Origin of the sequence: Prevotella bivia DSM 20514 (assembly GCF_000262545.1) — a bacterium.
Classification (GTDB): Bacteria; Bacteroidota; Bacteroidia; order Bacteroidales; family Bacteroidaceae; genus Prevotella; species Prevotella bivia.
Genome location: NZ_JH660660.1, coordinates 238313 through 256950 on the forward strand (window position 1 = coordinate 238313; position 18638 = coordinate 256950).

Below are 18638 nucleotides of genomic sequence, written 5' to 3' on the forward strand. Positions count from 1 at the left end.
TAATGAATTATAATAACTAATAATCATAAATTTATGAGAAAAGTGATAATATCAGCCTTATTAATAATTATGGGCTTGTGTGTGAATGCTCAAAATCTTTTTGTAGGGACATATAATATTCGTTATGATGCAGAAAGCGACCGTTCTGAAGGAAATGGATGGAATGTTAGAAGTAAGGTTCTTTGCGATATGATGAACTTTGAAGATCCTGATATTTTTGGAGTTCAAGAGGCTTTAATCAACCAAGTACACGATCTTAAGAGCCAACTAAATGGCTATGACTATATTGGTGTAGGACGTGATGATGGCAAAGAGGCTGGAGAATTTTCGGCTATCTTTTATAAGAAAGACAAACTAAAGAAGCTCGCTAACGGCAACTTTTGGTTGAGTGAAACACCAGAAAAGCCAGGATTAGGTTGGGATGCTGCTTGTATCAGAATATGTACATGGGGGAAATTTGAAGAAATAGGTACAAAGTTTAAATTCTATTATTTCAATTTACACATGGATCATGTGGGTGTTGTGGCTCGCCGAGAAGCAGCAAAACTTGTGATAAAGCGCATCAAAGAGATAGCAGGCGACAAGGCTCCAGTAATCCTAACAGGTGATTTTAATGTAGACCAGAAAGATGAAATCTATAAGATCTTTGCAGAGTCAAAAATACTAAAAGACACTTATATAGCTGCTAAACAAAGATTTGCAGAGAACGGAACGTATCAGGGGTTCAAGTCAGACTTATACACCGAAAGCCGTATTGATCATATATTTGTGTCAAATGAGTTTGAAGTAAATCATTATGGCATCTTGACCAATGGCTATTGGAGTAAGAATGCGAGTACAAATACTACAAAAGAAGCAAATGCTCCACAACAAATCTCTTTTGAACATTATACACATCGCTTACCATCCGATCACTACCCTGTTCTTGCAAAGATACACTTTAATACTAATAGACACTAGTACATCTCCAATAAAGATAAAACACTGTAGCAAAAAGAAAAAACACACAAAAGAAAAAGCCCTAAGTAATTTCAGTATAGAGTTACTTAGGGCTTCTTGCTAGCGCTACATTATATTATTCACTCGCATCAAGTGAAGAATAGATACTATTCTTACTTATATATTCTGGAACAATAGCTTTCATCTTAGCTACGATTGCCATATCATCATAGGTATGGGCAATATCAATAAGTTCATTGATGTCTTTTTGCACTTCGGTAAAATCATACTCACGTACTTTTGCAATACGGATTTTATCATGAAAACTAGGTAAGGTGTTCTCTGTTGTGCTTAACACTTCCTCATATAGCTTCTCGCCTGCACGCAAGCCTGTGTATTTTATTTCTACATTCTTTGCACCAGAAAGACGGATCATACGCCTTGCAAGATCGGCTATCTTCACTGGTTTACCCATATCGAAGACAAATATTTCTCCACCATCACCATGTGTCCCGGCTTCAAGTACAAGTTTACATGCTTCTGGAATGAGCATGAAAAAGCGAATAATGTTAGGGTCGGTAACCGTTACAGGACCACCTTCTTTTATTTGTTTCTCAAATAAAGGAATGACAGAACCATTCGAACCAAGAACATTACCAAAGCGAGTTGTTACAAATTGGGTTACAGTGCCTTTTTCTTTGCCTTGATTAATAGTATGATTAAGACTCTGACAATAAATCTCACAGATGCGCTTAGAGCACCCCATTACATTGGTTGGGTTTACTGCCTTATCAGTCGAGATCATTACAAACTTCTTCACACCATATTTCACACTTAGATCGGCTATAATCTTTGTTCCACATACATTATTGCATATACTCTCTGATGGGTTATCTTCCATCATAGGAACATGTTTATAAGCTGCTGCATGGAAAACATAATCGGGCTTATACGCTGCAAAAATATGATCCATACGTTCCGCATTTGTGATGCTTGTAACAATCGTTTCAACCTTTATCTCTGGCCAATTTTTGCGCATCATCAAGCGAATATCGTGCTGTGGAGTTTCTGCTTGATCAATCAATATAAGTTTAGCAGGTTTATAAACAGCTATTTGGCGTACCATTTCTGAACCAATACTACCAGCCGATCCCGTAATCATAATATTTCTCTCTCTAAGCAAAGAGCCAATAGCCTCCATATCAACTTGGATTTGATTGCGTGGAAGCAAGTCTTCTACACTAATTTCTTTTAAAGTAACATTAGAGTAGTCATCATCAGGAGTCCAAATCTTAGTATCTGGACTCATATAAATTTTTACCCCAGAGTTTAATAATATATCTTGAAGAACGGTATCATTGCGGAAACGATCATTTTGAAGCGGCGATATCAATACAGCCTGAATATCAAGCTCTTTTATAAAACCTGCTAATTCTTCATTTACAACAAAGACATTCTCTCCCATCAATATACGCCCCTTCATTGATTTATCATGCGAAATAAATCCTTTGAGAAGAAAGCGGTGTGGCTTTTCATCACGGATACTTTTAGCAACTCCAATACCACCACTATTCATACCATATACTAGAGTACGAATACCATTTCTGTTATTAAGCGATGCATCATAGAATGATTTCACTAAGATACGGAATAGGGTCATTCCTATCATAGCAAGTATATACATAATGAATATTTGCTTGCCACGTAATCTAACAAAATCAAGCCCAACGAAGTGCCAATGATACATTGTATAGTGCATAATCTCTGCTATGCTTAAAGAAAGTAGCATAGCAAAAAATACTCTACGTAAATCGACAAAGGAAGAATATCTTACTATACCTGAATAGGTTCTAAACACACGAAAACCTATAAGGTTAAAAACCATATATATGAAGATAGTGCGTGAAATTAGATCTAAATTGGTGAAAGTTATTAAACTCCCATGATAGGATAGCCAAAAAACAATAAGTCCTGAAAGATAGCATATTAAGCTATCTACAACGAGTATCACCCAATAGGGCAAGGCATTTACAGAGAAATACCAGCTAAACATTTTCTTTAAAGTATTCATATATTAAGTAAACTTTCTAAATATATGGGTATCGCATTTAATAATCCCTCTTGATGTTTTTGTCCTACAAAGGTAGCTAAAAAAGTAGTAAATAGCTGTGGGGCATCGTAAAAATATTACGTAAACAAAAAGGAAAGGTATATTTTCTTACTTTGCTCTTATTTTATATCCATCTGAATATGGTATAACCCTGCATACACATTTCCTTTATGTATAAAACTAATAACAACTTGATTTACTCCTGCTTGCTTAGCAACTTTCTTAGGTTCTAAAACAAAGTTGCCATCCATGGAAAGATAATCTCCTCCACCCAATACTTGATAACCTATTTTAAACGCTTCGTTAGCAAAGTTGAGCATTTCATTTTTTGACCATGTAAATATATTTATTCGCTGCACCGTGAGTTGATTATTAGTAACCATACCCCAAAAGCCAAGTTGGCGAGGCGAACTACCAACAACCTTATCCGAGCCACTTACTTCATCGTAATCCATATTATAGTGATATATCAGTTCCTTATAGGCTCCATATCCATTTATTGTTTGGGCTATATTCAGATAATAGTTCATTGCAATGTCATCATAGAACTGAATATTATTAGTCTGATGTTGGATATTGGAAAGGATGGCATAGAGATATGAAAACGAGAATTCTTTAGTCTTATTATTTCCTATTATATTGTCGTTATTTGAAATATCGCTAGCAGATGTTTTGGGATACTTCACGTTGCTAACGATGCCGTTGTTGCTGATAGCTTGATTACTTGTTTCTTCTTCCTTTAAAATGCTTGAATGATTATTGGTATTATATTTATTATTAGATATTTGTGTAATTGTTCGTTCACTAGCTTTTCGCGCATTAGCAATATTGCGCGATTGCTCCATAATCAGAGCTTCATCAGATTTATAACGGTTGCAAAACATATCAACATTAGTAGTTTTGTCTATGTAAGAATCTCGTCCTCCAGAACTTTGAGAAATCATTTTGCCATTGTTCCATACCGTAGTATTTTCTATTTTTCCATTCTCATTATAAGTAAAAGTGAAACCATTTAATACTCCATTGCGATAGTTTAGCTTCATACCAACATTGCCACTTGGATAGAAAGATACAGCCCTACCGTGAGCCACACCTCTTTTATATTGCATAATCGACTCTACCCTGCCCGATTTAAAGAAGGTTCTACAAACTCCATCTAAAACTGTATTATGATCGTTCTGTTTGCTGATTGTAATATAATGCTTTTCTGCTTTGAGTTGTCCCGTGATGTAATAATCGTAAAACATCTTACGACCAGCATCATCTCTCCCAAGCACTCGGTAATAAGCAGCTTGTGCCATACTAGGAACACCACGCCAATTACTATTATAAAAAAAAGCATTTGGGGGAATGCTAGAGCTGACACGTTGTTGGGCAAAAGTAAAAACAACAGTTAATAACGTGTATACAATAATATATATCCTTTTCATAATTTTCGTTTTACTCTACAAAAATAATGTATACCTGTGTAAAAAACAAATCTATTTATAAAATTTCCCTAATGAGAACAGTTAATTACAAAAGTAATTAGTATCTTTGTTTCAGAAAATACTAACTTACTAATACGTAAATAAAATGTTAAATACATCTGAAGAGATTGCCAATTTTGGTGAACTTGTAAACCTACTTCTAAAGAGGAATATAAAGAAGCGCATTGCTGTAGTATGGCCTGAAGAAGCGCATACGCAAGAAGCTGTTAACCTAGCTGTTGAAAAAGGTTTTATTGACCCTATCTTCGTTTGCTCTCAAGCAGTAGCAGACAAGTATACTAACAACAAACTTTTTACTTGTTTGGTAGCAACCGATCCTACTGATGCTGCTAAGAAAGCAGTTGCGTTGGTGAGATCAGGAGAGGCAGAAACTATTATGAAAGGTTTTGTTTCTACCGATGTTCTGTTAAGAGCTATCTTAGACAAAGAAGTAGGTATCTTGCCTCGTGGTACAGTAATGACTCACATTACAGTCGCAGAAATACCAAGCTATAAGAAACTTCTAGTATTTACCGATCCTGCTGTAATTCCTTTCCCTACAGATGAACAGCGGGAGGCACAAATAAAATATGTTGTAGATATCTGCCATAAATTCCAGATTAAGACACCAAAGGTTTCGCTCATCCACTGTTCAGAAAAAGTAGATGAAAGACATTTCCCATATACTGCCCACTATCTTACTTTAAAAGAAAAGTGCAAGAATGGTGAGCTTGGCGATTGTATTATTGATGGTCCGCTTGATCTAAAGACTTCTTGTTCATTAGAAGCTTTACAATATAAGCAAATAGAATCTCCTATTAATGGTGAAGCTGATGCTTTGATTATGCCTAACATTGAAGCTGGCAATGCGTTTTACAAGACGATAACTTTATTCTGCCAAGCAGAAACAGCAGCAGTATTACAAGGTCCTTTAGCCCCTGTTATTCTTACAAGTAGAGGCGATTCCATTACAACAAAACTAAATAGTTTGGCATTAGCAACTTTAATATCTGATAAAAATGGGTTATAAAATTCTAGCCATTAATCCTGGCTCTACATCGACTAAAATATCTGTATCTGATGATGACAAATTCATTCTAGTAGAAGATATCGTTCATACACAAGAAGAATTAAAGCACTTTAAGAAAATTAGCGATCAGTTTGATTATCGCAAAGAAGTGATTTTAGCTGAATTGAAAAAAAGAGGCATACCTCTTCAGTTTGATGCTATTGTAGGACGAGGTGGACTCGCGAAGCCCGTAGAAAGCGGTGTATATAAAGTAACCGATGAGATGGTTGCAGCACAGCTTACTGCTTTTCATCAGCATGCTTGCGACTTAGGCTGCGCTATTGCCAATGAAATAGGTAAAGAACTAAACTGCCCTAACTGCTTTATAGCTGATCCAGGTGTTGTTGATGAGATGTATCCAGAAGCCCACATATCTGGCACACCACTTATTCAACGTGTATGCATTTGGCATGCGCTTAATCAAAAGGCTATTGCACGCCGTTTTGCAAAAGATATGGGTAAGAAGTACGAGGATCTTAACCTTATTATCTGCCACTTAGGTGGTGGTATCTCAATAGCAGCTCACGAAAAGGGTAAGGCTGTCGATGCGAACAACGCATTGAATGGTGAAGGTCCGTTTTCACCGGAACGCACAGGAAGTTTACCTGTAGCCGATCTTATTCATCTTTGTTATACAGGAAAGTTTACTGAGCAAGAACTCATCACATATATCTCAAATAAAGCTGGACTTACAGCTCATCTCGGCACAAACAACTGTATAGAAATTGAGAAAAGAATAGAAGAAGGTGATAAGCATGCCGAACTTATCCTTAATGCAATGGCTTTTCATGTTGCAAAAAGCATAGCAGCAGAAGGAGCCGTTTTATGCGGTAAGATTGATGCTGTTATTTTTACGGGTGGCATTGCACGCAGTAATTATTTAATGGATATTTTTAAAAAGCGTTTATCTTATCTTGCACCTATTTATATATATCCAGGCCAGGATGAAATGCTTGCCCTAACAGAGAACGCTTTAGCCGTTCTTAAAGGTGAACGAGAAGCAAAAGATTACTAATTTAAAACATATTTTTAATATCAAAACAAAATCCTATGAAGGTACATGAATTTCAAGCAAAAAAGTTTTTTGCTGACTATGGATTACCAGTTGACAGGAGTATTTTGTGTAAAACACCTGAGGAAGCTGTAGCTGCATATAAACAGCTAGGCGTAGAAAAGGCTGTTGTTAAAGCACAAGTACATATTGGAGGTCGCGGTAAAGCTGGTGGTGTGAAACTTGGATCAAATGAAAACGAGATAAGAGAACACGCTACAGCTATTTTAGGAATGAATATCAAAGGTTATACCGTTGAAAAAATTCTAGTTGGTGAAGCTGTTGATATTGCTGCAGAATATTATACTAGTATTTTGGTAGATCGCAAAACAAAGTGTCCTATCCTTATGCTTAGCCGTGCTGGTGGTATGGATATTGAGCAGGTTGCTAAAGATACCCCTGAAAAGATTGCTAAGATAGTGATCGATCCACTAATAGGTATGAGCGATTATGTAGCTCGTGAAGCTGCTTTCCAATTATTCGATGATATGGCATTAGTAAAGCAAGCTGTACCTTTGTTTAAAAACCTTTATAAACTTTTTGTTGAGAAAGATGCTTCATTAGCTGAGATCAACCCACTTGTAAAGCTAGGTGATGGCACCTTAAAAGCTATTGATGCTAAGATGACCTTTGATGATAATGCCCTTTTCCGTCATCCTGATGTGGCTGAATTATTTGAGCCTACTGCAGAGGAGCGCAAAGAGCGTGAGGCTAAGGATAAAGGTTTCAGTTATGTAAACCTTGGAGGAAATATTGGCTGTATGGTAAATGGGGCTGGTCTTGCTATGGCTACTATGGATATGATTAAGCTTTATGGTGGTGAACCAGCTAACTTCCTTGATATTGGTGGCAGCTCAAATCCTGAAAAGATTGTGGAGGCTATGAAGCTATTGCTTAGCGACAAGCATGTAAAAGTGGTACTTATTAATATCTTTGGTGGTATAACTCGTTGCGACGATGTTGCAAAAGGCTTGCTCGAAGCATTTAAGATCATTCATACAGATATTCCTATTGTTATCCGCCTCACTGGTACCAATGAGAAAGAAGGTAGAGCTTTGCTCGAAGGTACACACTTCACTGTGGGTACGAGTATGGCTGACGCTGGTCATAAGGCTGTTGAACTTAGTAAGTAACATAAAAAAATCGAAAACTATGAGTATCTTAATTAATAAGAATACACGATTAATAGTACAGGGTATAACAGGTAGAGATGGAAGTTTCCATGCTACTAAAATGAAAGAATATGGCACTAACGTTGTAGGTGGAACCTCTCCTGGTAAGGGCGGACAAGAAGTGAAGGGTATTCCTGTATTCAATACCGTAAAAGAAGCTGTAGCTGCTACTAAAGCAAATACTTCTATTATCTTTGTTCCAGCAGCATTTGCTAAGGACGCTATGCTTGAAGCGATTGATGGTGGTGTAGAACTTGTTATCTGTATTACAGAAGGTGTACCTACTGTTGATGCCGTTGCAGCGCAGCGTTATGCAAAGTTACGTGGTGTTAAAGTGATTGGTCCTAACTGTCCTGGATTGATTTCTCCAGAGGAAAGTATGGCAGGTATTATGCCTACCAATATCTTTAAGAAAGGACATACAGGAGTGATCAGCCGTAGTGGAACGCTTACCTACGAGGTTGTTTACAACCTTACCCAAGAAGGATTAGGGCAGTCTACCGCTGTTGGTGTTGGTGGTGACCCTGTTGTTGGTCTTTACTTTGAAGATCTTCTTCAGATGTTTCAAGATGATCCTGAAACAGACTCTATCGCATTAATCGGTGAAATTGGTGGTGATGCTGAAGAACGTGCTGCTCAATTTATCAAAGCTCACGTTACAAAGCCCGTGGCGGTATTTATCTCTGGTCAGCAAGCTCCTCCAGGAAAGCAGATGGGACATGCTGGTGCTATCATTTCTAGTGGGTCTGGTACAGCAAAGGAGAAGATCGCTGCTTTTGAAGCTGTAGGCGTGCCAGTGGCTAAGGAAACAAGTGAAATTCCTATGCTTTTGAAAAAGCAATTAAACAAATAAGAAATATCTTATCTGAAATAAAAATGTATTTCTGCTAATTTTTGCAGAAGTACATTTTTTTCATCTATATAAAAACTCGTTTTGTATTATGAGCATCGTCCGATAAAATGAGTACCTAACTTTTGTTCTTTCGTTATACTGTTTTGTGGTAAAGACAAATATAACAAAAAGGGCTGAAATCCATGCGAGGATCTCAACCCTATTTTATATTGATATTCTTATCGAACAGTAATAATTTATTTATAATCTTTGCCTAAATTACCAAAGCTTTAGTCGATCTTGATCTGGTATATACATCTTATCAGTAGGTTTTACATTAAAGGCTTTATACCATGCATCAATGTGAGGAAGTGCACCGTTTACACGATCTATACCAAGAGAGTGAGGATCACTCTTCACACGATTACGAATCTCAGCTTCTGTAATATTGCTAGCCCATACGCCAGCATAAGCTAGGAAGAAACGCTGCTCTGGTGTAAATCCTAGCAATTTCTTAGGAGCCTTACCCTTATTAGCTTTCTCCAAACCTGCAAAAGCTACCATAAGACCTCCATGATCGGCTAAGTTTTCACCAAGGGTAAACTTACCATTAGCATTTAAATCTGGCAACACCTTAATAGCACTAAAGAAGTCGGCATACTTAGAAGCACGTGCATCAAATTTTTTGCTATCAGCTTCTGTCCACCAATCTTTCATATTGCCATCTTTGTCATACTTACGACCTTGGTCATCAAAGCCATGTGTCATTTCATGACCAATTACTACACCAATAGCACCATAGTTGAACGCATCATCAGCTTTTGCATCGAAGAAAGGATACTGAAGGATACCTGCAGGGAAACAAATCTCATTGGTAGTTGGGTTATAGTAAGCATTAACTGTTTGAGGAGTCATGCCCCACTCGTCCTTATCTACTGGTTTACCTGCCTTTTCTGCAATAGTCAACTTTGTCCAAAATTCACGACAAGCTTGTACATTCTCGTAGTAAGACTTAGAAGGATCGATAAGCAATGCAGATAGATCTTTCCACTTATCAGGATATCCCACCTTTACATAGAAAGTAGAAAGCTTCTCATGAGCAGCTTTCTTTGTTTCTGGAGACATCCAATCTTGTGCATCAATACGATCGCCAAGAGCTAGCTTGAGATTGTTAATAAGCTGCACCATACGCTCCTTACTAGAAGCTGTAAAATAACGTTGGCAATAGATACGACCTAATGCCTCACCCATCTGACTTTCTACTTGAGCAGTAGCACGTTTCCAACGAGGGAAGTCCTGCTTAGTGCCGCGCATTTCCTTGCTAAAGAAATTGAAATATTCTGCACGAATATCATCGCTTAGATAGTTAGCTGCTGACATAATAGCATCCCACTCCATACGTGCACGAAGTTCTTCTGCACTCTGAGTAGCTATTAACTTATCAAGACCTGCCAAGAACTGTGTCTGACCAACTACCATTTCCTGAATATACTCCGACTTGATACCACCTGCATTTGCTGTAGCCTCAAGATCAATATTAGGATAGTTTGCCTTAAACTCAGCAAGTGTCATCTTGTTATAATTAGCCTCGGGATCACGAAGTTCGGTACGGTTCTTAGAAATCATAGCAAGCATGGTCTCAAAGCGCATGATAGCATCGCGTTTCTGTTCAGCCTGCTCTTGTGTAAAGCCGAAAAGCTTAAACATATTTACAATGTGCTGCTTGTAAGCATTGCGAATCTTAGTGGTAGCAGGATCATTATCAAGATAGTACTCTTTCTGACCAAGTGTTAGTCCACTTTGATAAACGTTGAAGATATTCTGCTTAGCATTCTTCTCATCAGCACCAAAGAAAGTACCAGCAGCTTCGCCATAGCCAAAGATAGCATATTTCTTCTGCAATGCTTGAAGTTCTGCTGTAGTCTTAGCAGCCTCCATCTCGTTAAGCAAAGGCTTAATAGGAGCTACACCCTCCTTATTGCGACGAACAGAGTCCATAGCAAGTTTGTAGAAGTCGCCTAGCTTCTGTTCTATACTGCCCTTCTTAGCCTTAGTCTTCAATAAACTAGTAAGAATAGAGTTGATACGCTTGTTATTGTCTTCCTGAAGTAGGTCGAAAGAACCATAACGTGAATAAGCAGCAGGTAATGGGTTTAGCTTCTGCCAACCACCTGTAGCAAACTGATAAAAGTTTGTTGCTGGATTAACCGATCTATCTAAGTTCTCAGCTCTAATACCAGCATTGCTCTGTGCAAATGCTGCTACCGGTGCCGATGCTAATAGCATCATCGGTACGATTTGTTTAATGTTCATAATTATTTATTTAAAAATTAATTGTTTTTTATTCTATGATAACACCTCAAAGAGTTTCGAGCATTAATTCCGAATATACTTGAGTTTAATTAAGCCTTATTGCAATTCCTCTAGTTCTTCTGAAAGCTTTAACCACCTTGTATTCTCTTCGTCTAGTTTTCGTTGCAAATCAGTATATTCATTAACAAGCTCCATATTAGCAACATTAGCGGGCTGCATCAAGAGATCGTCTAGCTCCTGCTTACGCGCTTCTAGCTTCTCTATCTTCTTTTCCGACTCCTCCACAGCTCGCTCAGCTTTCTTCAATTTCTTTTGAAATTCTTTACGCTCGGCATAGCTTAGTTTGCTATCTGTAGATACTGTATTGCTGGCAGTTAACACCTCTTGATTAGATGCCACTGTAGCACTCTCTTTAACAGGAGTAATAGAAGGATTACCTGTTGATGAAAGTTTGTTGACAGCCTGTTCGATGCTCTGCACATTATGTGTCCGTAAATAATCGTAAATACCACCAAGATGTTCGCGTACCTTACCGCCACCAAACTCATATACCTTACTCACCAAACCGTCCAAGAACTCACGATCGTGCGATACGATAATGGCAGTGCCATCAAAAGCCTTAATAGCTTCCTTCAACACCTCCTTCGATACAAGGTCAAGGTGGTTAGTAGGTTCGTCGAGAATAAGCAGGTTAACAGGCTCTAACAAGAGTTTAATCATCGCCAATCGAGACCGCTCACCACCAGACAATACTTTAACATATTTTTCCGATGTTTCACCACCAAACATGAAAGCACCCAAAAGATCGTTTACCCTCAAACGCATCTCACCTTTTGCTACATTATCAATGGTTTGGAAGATAGTTAAACGCTCATCTAATAGCTGTGCTTGATTTTGTGCAAAGTAGCCTATCTGTATGTTGTGTCCCACCTTTAGCTCGCCCTCGTAAGGGATCTCCCCCATAATACACTTCACTAGCGTAGACTTTCCTTCACCATTTTTACCCACAAAAGCCACTTTCTCACCACGCTTAATGGTCATATCCACATCGCTTATCACAAGTTTTTCGCCATACGACTTTGACAGCGAAGTAGTGATCAATGGGTAATCGCCAGAACGTAGGCAGGGAGGAAATTTCAAACGCATAGCGGAAGTGTCTACCTCATCGACCTCAATAGGCACAATCTTATCTAGTTGGCGCAAACGTTGTTGCACCTGAACTGCTTTAGTGGCTTGGTAACGAAAACGATCAACAAAGGCTTTGATGTCAGCTATTTCCTTTTGCTGATTTTCATAAGCACGCATTTGCTGCTCACGACGTTCTTTACGCAACACAAGGTATTCATCGTATTTCACACGATAATCCTCTATATGCCCGCAGGTAATCTCTAGTGTGCGATTGGTTACGTTGTTAATAAAAGCCCTATCATGCGAAACCAACACTACAGCCTTACCACTTTGTGCTAGGAATTGTTCCAACCACTGAATAGACTCTATATCAAGATGGTTAGTAGGTTCATCAAGCAAAAGCACATCGGGCGAACTAAGCAAGATCTTTGCCAACTCTATACGCATACGCCATCCACCAGAAAACTCTTTCGTAGGTCGATCGAAGTCATCACGCACGAAGCCTAATCCTGTTAGCGTACGCTCAATCTCTGCCTCGTAATTCTCACCACCCATCATCTGGTAGCGTTCATGCTCTAGGGTAAACTTATTGAGCAATTCAGTGTAGCTCTCGCTTTCATAATCGGTGCGTGTTTCCACTTCCTTTTGTAACTTCTCTATCTTTTTAGCCAAATTAGTATTATCAGAAAAGGCTTTACGTGTTTCCTCTTTCACGGTAGTATCGTCAGAGAGTCTCATTATCTGTGGCAGGTATCCCACAGTTACATCATTTGGAATAGAGACATTGCCTGAAGTAGGTTTTTGCAATCCACTTAATATCTTGAGCATCGTCGATTTTCCTGCACCATTCTTTCCCACTAGTGCGATCCTATCACGATCATTAATTACAAACGAAACATCATCGAACAATGGCTTCACGCCAAATTCTACTTTTAAATTTTCAACAGATATCATATACCTTGGTATTCCTCTACATCTTTATATTTAGGCACAAAGATAAAAAATATTTTTTTACCAACCTAACATTTCGTAAATGCTTACGACAAAGTATTGAGAAAAGTGCCTAACTTTGCTAACAAAATCATCTACAAACGAAGAATAATGAACAAATACACACTGCATATAGCCCACATACTAGGGCTAAATGAGAAAAAAGTAGATGCTACGATCGCCCTTTTAGAAGAGGGCTGTACCATCCCTTTCATCTCACGTTATCGCAAAGAAAAGACGGGCAACCTTGACGAAGTAGCTATAACAAGCATTAATGAGCTAGTTAGTTCAATGAGGGAGTTAGACAAGCGTAAGGAGACTATCATCAAGACCATTAGCGAACAAAATAAACTTACTCCAGAACTTGAACAAAAGATCCTATCTTGTTGTATTTCAACAGAATTAGAAGATATATACCTACCCTATAAACCTAAACGCCGAACACGCGCACAGATAGCGCGCGAGCAGGGCTTAGAACCCCTAGCTAGCCTTCTTCTGCTACAACGCGAGCAGAAGCCTAAGGAAGCCGCAAAGCGTTTCTTAAAGGGTGATATTACCACCATTGAGCAAGCCATGAATGGTGCGAAAGATATTATTGCGGAAACCATTAGTGAGAACCAAGATGCACGTAATGTGGTGCGCGAGGTGTTCAAGCGTGAAGCTATCATCTCCTCAAAGGTAATCAAGAAAATGGAAGCTACGGAGGAAGCACAGAAGTTCTCCGATTATTTCGATTTTTCAGAACCCCTGCGCCGCTGTAATAGTCATCGTCTTTTGGCAATGCGCCGAGGAGAAGCAGCAGGCATATTGCGCGTGGGTATCAGCATTGATGGCGAACAATGCAATTACAAGGTAGGTCGCATCTATTTGCAAGGAAAGAATCCTTGCAGTGGTTACCTATCAGAAGCAATCGAAGATGCGCTCAAACGACTTATCATACCTAGCATTGAAAACGAGTTTGCTGCTAGTAGTAAGGCACAAGCCGATGACGAAGCCATTAAGGTGTTTGCCGAAAACCTACGGCAGCTTCTCCTCTCAGCCCCCTTAGGGCAGAAGCGTGTCTTAGCACTCGACCCAGGTTTTGCTAATGGTTGCAAAATGGCTTGCCTTGATGCACAAGGCAATTTGCTCTACCACGAAATCATCTTCCCTCATCCTCCTCACAAGAAGTATATTGAGGCTGTGAATGCTGTGCAACAGATGATTAGTAAATATGCCATTCAAGCAATAGCTATAGGCAATGGAACTGCGAGTCGAGAAAGTAAAGAATTTATAACCGACACACTGAAACAATGCAAGTTAGAGAATACTGTGCAAGTGTTTATTGTAAGTGAAGACGGCGCCTCTATCTATTCTGCTTCAACCACAGCTCGCGAAGAGTTTCCTCACGAAGATGTTACCACGCGTGGAGCCGTTTCCATTGGCAGACGACTCATTGATCCGCTAGCCGAACTTGTGAAGATCGACCCTAAAAGCATTGGTGTGGGACAGTATCAGCACGATGTCGATCAAAGCAAACTCAAGAAGTCGCTCGATCAGACTGTGGAGAGCTGTGTCAACCTCATTGGGGTAAATCTTAACACTGCGTCCAAGCATTTGCTTACCTATGTAAGTGGCTTAGGCACATCCCTTGCCCAAAACATAGTGGACTATCGTGCCGAAAACGGAGCTTTCACTTCGCGTGCCCAACTCAAAAAAGTACCTCGTCTGGGTAATGTTGCTTATCAGCAGTGTGCTGGCTTCTTAAAGGTAACCAACGCTAAAAACCCTCTCGACAACTCTACTGTTCACCCAGAAAGCTACTACATCGTGGAACAAATGGCAAAGGATAAGGGCTGTAAAGTAGCCGATTTGATAGGTAATAAAGAGCTTCTAAAAACTATTGCCCTACAGCAATATATCACCTCTGAAGTAGGACTCCCTACACTCACCGATATTATCAAAGAGCTAGAAAAACCTGGTGTTGATCCTCGCGAGCAGTTGGAAGAATTCGAGTTTGACGCTCATGTCCACACTATCGACGATCTTGTCGTGGGAATGGAGCTACCTGGCATTGTTACTAATATCACCAACTTTGGTGCCTTCGTTGATCTCGGTGTGCATCAAGACGGACTAATCCATATCTCTCAGCTTGCTGATAAATTCGTATCTGATCCCAATTCGGTAGTCCACTTGCAGCAGCATGTGCGTGTAAAGATTATAGAAGTAGATCTTTGTCGTAAACGCATTGGACTGAGTATGAAGCATATAAAACAATAATTATCTTATACACTAAAAAATATGTTTTATCTTTTTATACTTCTTTTCAAGTTAATACTATGCATAGTATTATTGAGTATAATAGCTTTTGTACTTGGCTTATTATTTATTCCTTTGGGGTATATAGGAAAAAAGTCAAACCGTAAACGAAAAATGGTTTTGGCTTTCCTTTCACCTAATGTCGCAATTGGTATTTTTTTCTTTACGGCGATCATTGTTAGTTTAATCTTTTCTCTTTTTCAAGGCACAGGCTTAGGCATTTCTGATACGGTTACAATGCCTCTAAAGAACAATTATACACTCACTTATATCGATATACCCGACCAAGCTGGCATATATAAAGGAGATGACCACGAAGGCATTTTTTATCCTGTAAAGGAAGTACAATTAATGGGCGACTCGGTAATTGGCTCTTGTCATGGCACCTACTTCATCCTCAACACAAAAACTGATGAAAAGCAAGATAGTCTTACCTTTAAACAATTAACTGAAAAGGTTCACAGAAAACCTATTAAGCTCATGACAATTGAAAATTATGAAACTAAGTCGCACCAAGTAGAAAATATTGTTACGATAACTCTTGGAAGCATTCTTTCCATACTAGGCTTAATTGCTCTATGGAAAATTGGTTTATCCGATAATTGGAAAAGATTTCTTTCAATGTTACTACATCGGCAACAAACTAATAATCAATAGTTTATAAGACATCATCTTTTACTTAACAAAAGATGACCTTTTCTCATCAAAAACATAATGTTTTGCGATGCAATAGCTTATGTATTGGTATAACATTATGAATAAATATTATATTTCCTCTATAATATTACCTTTTATAGAGACCTTTATATGATTCTTTAAAAGTTTTATTACGCATTATTGTAGTAGAAAAAAAGGCAGCCACCCATTTTCACACGGATAGCTACCTATTTTAGTATATCGTTAAGCTAAAAACTTAATCTTTGTTAGCACGTTTACGCTCTTGATGGTCAAGAATAATCTTACGCATACGAATATTTTCTGGTGTTACCTCTACATACTCATCTGCCTTGATGTATTCCAAACACTCTTCAAGACTCATTTCTGTCTTAGGAATAACACGAGCCTTTTCGTCAGATCCTGATGCACGAACGTTGGTAAGCTGTTTAGCCTTAGTTACGTTGATAACAAGATCGTTATCATGAACGTGTTCACCCACTACTTGTCCACCGTAAACCTCTTCACCTGAGTCGATAAAGAACTTACCACGATCTTGCAACTTATCAATAGCGTATGCGAAAGCAGTACCATTTTCAAGCGCAAGCATAGAGCCATTGGTGCGACGAGTAATCTCGCCCTTAAATGGTTGGTAATTCTTATAGCGATGAGCCATAATAGCCTCTCCCTGACTAGCAGTAAGCACATTGGTACGCAAACCGATGATACCACGTGAAGGGATTTCAAAAGTGATATTAACACGCTCACCCTCTGCGTCCATACCTAGCAAATCGCCCTTACGACGCGTTACCATATCAATCATTTTACTAGAGAAGTCGGTTGGCACATTAATGGTAAGCTCTTCGATAGGCTCACATTTCTGACCGTTGATCTCCTTATAGATAACTTGTGGCTGACCTACTTGAAGTTCATAACCCTCACGGCGCATGGTTTCGATAAGTACAGAGAGGTGTAGCACGCCACGTCCACTAACGATCCACTTATCTGTAGCACCCTCGAAAGGACGAACACGCAACGCAAGGTTTTTCTCTAGCTCTTTCTCCAAACGATCGTTAATGTGGCGAGAAGTACAGAATTTGCCTTCCTTACCAAAGAATGGAGAGTCGTTAATAGTGAAAAGCATACTCATAGTAGGCTCATCAACAGCAATAGGTGGCAATGCTTCTGGGTTATCAAAGTCGGCAATGGTATCGCCAATTTCAAAATTATCCAAGCCTATAACAGCACAAATATCACCACTCTCTACAACATCTGTCTTAACATGCCCCATACCTTCAAAGGTATGTAGCTCTTTAATCTTAGTGCGTTCTTTAGAGCCATCACGGTGGCAAACAGTGATATTCTGCCCATCTTTCAAAACGCCACGATGCACACGACCTACAGCAATACGACCCGTATATGAAGAATAGTCAAGCGATGTGATCAACATTTGTGGAGTACCCTCTAGCTGCTTTGGAGCAGGAATAGCCTCAACGATAAGATCAAGTAAGTAGTCAATATTATCAGTTGGTTGCTTCCAGCTCTTAGCCATCCAACCATTCTTTGCCGAACCATATACAACAGGAAAGTCGAGCTGCTCTTCTGTTGCATTAAGATCACACATAAGGTCGAATACCATTTCGTATACTTCTTCAGGGCGACAGTTAGGTTTGTCCACTTTATTAATAACAACAACTGGCTTCAATCCTATTTCCAATGCCTTTTGAAGCACGAAGCGAGTCTGTGGCATAGGACCTTCAAAAGCATCCACAAGGAGCAAACAACCGTCAGCCATATTCAACACACGCTCTACTTCACCACCGAAATCAGAGTGTCCTGGAGTATCTAGAATATTAATCTTTGTACCTTTCCAATTGATACTAACATTCTTTGAGAGAATGGTAATACCTCGCTCTCGTTCCAAGTCATTAGAATCGAGAACTTCCCCACTGTTGTTTTGTCCGTCACGGAATAACTTACCAGCGAGCATCATCTTGTCAACCAAAGTTGTTTTACCATGGTCAACGTGCGCAATAACTGCGATGTTACGAATATCTTGCATGAATTTACCTTAAAAAGATTTTTCTTAAAATCAAATGCAAAAGTACGAAGAAAAAGTGGTAAATACTTGTAATCAACATAAAAAGTTGTACCTTTGCAGCGCATTTTCGGAAAGCCCGATGCATTTGAGATTGTAACCCGCTGTGATTAATGACGGTTGAGCAATCGAAAAATGTAATTGCAAACAAATAATTAATCCATTTTAAATCATGTATTTAAACAAAGAAAAAAAGCAAGAGATCTTCGGACAGTATGGTAAGGCACAAAAGACTACAGACACTGGTTCTGCAGAAAGCCAAATCGCTCTTTTCTCTTATCGTATCAAGAACTTGACCGAGCATGTTAAGAAGAACCGTAAGGACTACGTTACTACTCGTTCAATTACTCGTCTAGTAGGTAAGCGTCGTGCCCTCCTAAACTATTTGTACAAGATAGATGTTGAGCGCTACCGTGCTATCATCAAGGCACTAGGTCTTCGTAAGTAAGCTATTGCTAAGAAAATAAAAAAGTGGCTAGGAAGTTTTTTCTAGCCACTTTTTGTTTCTATCAGCT

The 18638-nt window shown here is 39.0% G+C and carries 13 protein-coding genes; 8 read left to right on the forward strand and 5 right to left on the reverse strand.

Features of this window, described 5'->3' with window-relative positions; genetic code table 11:
• Nucleotides 1-33: 33 nt before the first annotated feature.
• Nucleotides 34-960, forward strand: coding sequence for an endonuclease/exonuclease/phosphatase family protein (locus PREBIDRAFT_RS03430; RefSeq protein ID WP_004339201.1), 927 nt, complete (start codon nucleotides 34-36; stop codon nucleotides 958-960).
• Nucleotides 961-1075: 115 nt separating this feature from the next.
• Here the strand turns inward: PREBIDRAFT_RS03430 and PREBIDRAFT_RS03435 are convergent, their stop codons facing one another.
• Complete coding sequence (locus tag PREBIDRAFT_RS03435; RefSeq protein WP_004339204.1) at nucleotides 1076-3010, reverse strand: polysaccharide biosynthesis protein; 1935 nt, start codon at nucleotides 3008-3010, stop codon at nucleotides 1076-1078.
• 158 nt (nucleotides 3011-3168) lie between these two features.
• Nucleotides 3169-4479 carry a toxin-antitoxin system YwqK family antitoxin gene (locus tag PREBIDRAFT_RS03440; RefSeq protein WP_004335581.1) on the reverse strand — a complete coding sequence of 437 codons (1311 nt, stop codon included), beginning with the start codon at nucleotides 4477-4479 and terminating at the stop codon, nucleotides 3169-3171.
• A 145-nt stretch (nucleotides 4480-4624) separates the two neighbouring features.
• Here PREBIDRAFT_RS03440 and PREBIDRAFT_RS03445 point away from each other — a divergent pair, with 145 nt between their 5' ends.
• Genes PREBIDRAFT_RS03445 through sucD form a run of 4 tightly spaced genes read left to right on the forward strand, consistent with a single transcriptional unit; the run spans nucleotide 4625 to nucleotide 8663 of the window.
• Nucleotides 4625-5548: a phosphate acyltransferase gene (locus PREBIDRAFT_RS03445; protein ID WP_004335580.1), complete on the forward strand. Its 924-nt coding sequence runs from the start codon at nucleotides 4625-4627 to the stop codon at nucleotides 5546-5548.
• Nucleotides 5538-6602, forward strand: coding sequence for a butyrate kinase (buk, locus tag PREBIDRAFT_RS03450; RefSeq protein ID WP_004335579.1), 1065 nt, complete (start codon nucleotides 5538-5540; stop codon nucleotides 6600-6602). Before PREBIDRAFT_RS03445 ends, buk begins: the two co-directional genes overlap by 11 nt.
• A 35-nt stretch (nucleotides 6603-6637) precedes the next feature.
• Nucleotides 6638-7771: an ADP-forming succinate--CoA ligase subunit beta gene (gene sucC, locus PREBIDRAFT_RS03455; RefSeq protein ID WP_004335578.1), complete on the forward strand. Its 1134-nt coding sequence runs from the start codon at nucleotides 6638-6640 to the stop codon at nucleotides 7769-7771.
• A 19-nt stretch (nucleotides 7772-7790) separates the two neighbouring features.
• Entirely contained in the window at nucleotides 7791-8663 is an 873-nt protein-coding gene (sucD, locus tag PREBIDRAFT_RS03460; RefSeq protein ID WP_004339206.1) for a succinate--CoA ligase subunit alpha, read from the forward strand.
• A 258-nt stretch (nucleotides 8664-8921) separates the two neighbouring features.
• Here the strand turns inward: sucD and PREBIDRAFT_RS03465 are convergent, their stop codons facing one another.
• Complete coding sequence (locus PREBIDRAFT_RS03465; protein ID WP_004339208.1) at nucleotides 8922-10955, reverse strand: M13 family metallopeptidase; 2034 nt, start codon at nucleotides 10953-10955, stop codon at nucleotides 8922-8924.
• Nucleotides 10956-11051: 96 nt separating this feature from the next.
• Nucleotides 11052-13037, reverse strand: a complete 1986-nt coding sequence (locus PREBIDRAFT_RS03470) for an ABC-F family ATP-binding cassette domain-containing protein (protein ID WP_004335575.1) — start codon at nucleotides 13035-13037, stop codon at nucleotides 11052-11054.
• A 147-nt stretch (nucleotides 13038-13184) separates the two neighbouring features.
• On the opposite strand from PREBIDRAFT_RS03470, the gene PREBIDRAFT_RS03475 reads away from it, so the two are divergent.
• Nucleotides 13185-15332, forward strand: a complete 2148-nt coding sequence (locus PREBIDRAFT_RS03475) for a Tex family protein (RefSeq protein WP_004339210.1) — start codon at nucleotides 13185-13187, stop codon at nucleotides 15330-15332.
• A 21-nt stretch (nucleotides 15333-15353) separates the two neighbouring features.
• Nucleotides 15354-16028: a hypothetical protein gene (locus PREBIDRAFT_RS03480; protein ID WP_004335573.1), complete on the forward strand. Its 675-nt coding sequence runs from the start codon at nucleotides 15354-15356 to the stop codon at nucleotides 16026-16028.
• Nucleotides 16029-16284: 256 nt separating this feature from the next.
• On the opposite strand, the gene typA is transcribed toward PREBIDRAFT_RS03480, so the two are convergent.
• Nucleotides 16285-18087, reverse strand: a complete 1803-nt coding sequence (gene typA, locus PREBIDRAFT_RS03485; RefSeq protein ID WP_004335572.1) for a translational GTPase TypA — start codon at nucleotides 18085-18087, stop codon at nucleotides 16285-16287.
• Nucleotides 18088-18295: 208 nt separating this feature from the next.
• Between typA and rpsO the strand changes: the two genes are divergently transcribed.
• Nucleotides 18296-18571, forward strand: a complete 276-nt coding sequence (gene rpsO, locus PREBIDRAFT_RS03490; protein WP_004335571.1) for a 30S ribosomal protein S15 — start codon at nucleotides 18296-18298, stop codon at nucleotides 18569-18571.
• Nucleotides 18572-18638: the final 67 nt, after the last annotated feature.

Excerpts from the sequence above, each read along its gene's own strand:
- buk (WP_004335579.1), top strand. The coding sequence starts at position 5,538 with ATGGGTTATAAAATTCTAGCCATTAATCCTGGCTCTACATCGACTAAA.
- typA (WP_004335572.1), bottom strand. The coding sequence starts at position 18,087 with ATGCAAGATATTCGTAACATCGCAGTTATTGCGCACGTTGACCATGGT.
- PREBIDRAFT_RS03470 (WP_004335575.1), bottom strand. The coding sequence starts at position 13,037 with ATGATATCTGTTGAAAATTTAAAAGTAGAATTTGGCGTGAAGCCATTG.
- sucD (WP_004339206.1), top strand. The coding sequence starts at position 7,791 with ATGAGTATCTTAATTAATAAGAATACACGATTAATAGTACAGGGTATA.
- PREBIDRAFT_RS03465 (WP_004339208.1), bottom strand. The coding sequence starts at position 10,955 with ATGAACATTAAACAAATCGTACCGATGATGCTATTAGCATCGGCACCG.
- sucC (WP_004335578.1), top strand. The coding sequence starts at position 6,638 with ATGAAGGTACATGAATTTCAAGCAAAAAAGTTTTTTGCTGACTATGGA.
- PREBIDRAFT_RS03480 (WP_004335573.1), top strand. The coding sequence starts at position 15,354 with ATGTTTTATCTTTTTATACTTCTTTTCAAGTTAATACTATGCATAGTA.
- PREBIDRAFT_RS03435 (WP_004339204.1), bottom strand. The coding sequence starts at position 3,010 with ATGAATACTTTAAAGAAAATGTTTAGCTGGTATTTCTCTGTAAATGCC.
- PREBIDRAFT_RS03430 (WP_004339201.1), top strand. The coding sequence starts at position 34 with ATGAGAAAAGTGATAATATCAGCCTTATTAATAATTATGGGCTTGTGT.
- PREBIDRAFT_RS03475 (WP_004339210.1), top strand. The coding sequence starts at position 13,185 with ATGAACAAATACACACTGCATATAGCCCACATACTAGGGCTAAATGAG.
- PREBIDRAFT_RS03445 (WP_004335580.1), top strand. The coding sequence starts at position 4,625 with ATGTTAAATACATCTGAAGAGATTGCCAATTTTGGTGAACTTGTAAAC.
- rpsO (WP_004335571.1), top strand. The coding sequence starts at position 18,296 with ATGTATTTAAACAAAGAAAAAAAGCAAGAGATCTTCGGACAGTATGGT.
- PREBIDRAFT_RS03440 (WP_004335581.1), bottom strand. The coding sequence starts at position 4,479 with ATGAAAAGGATATATATTATTGTATACACGTTATTAACTGTTGTTTTT.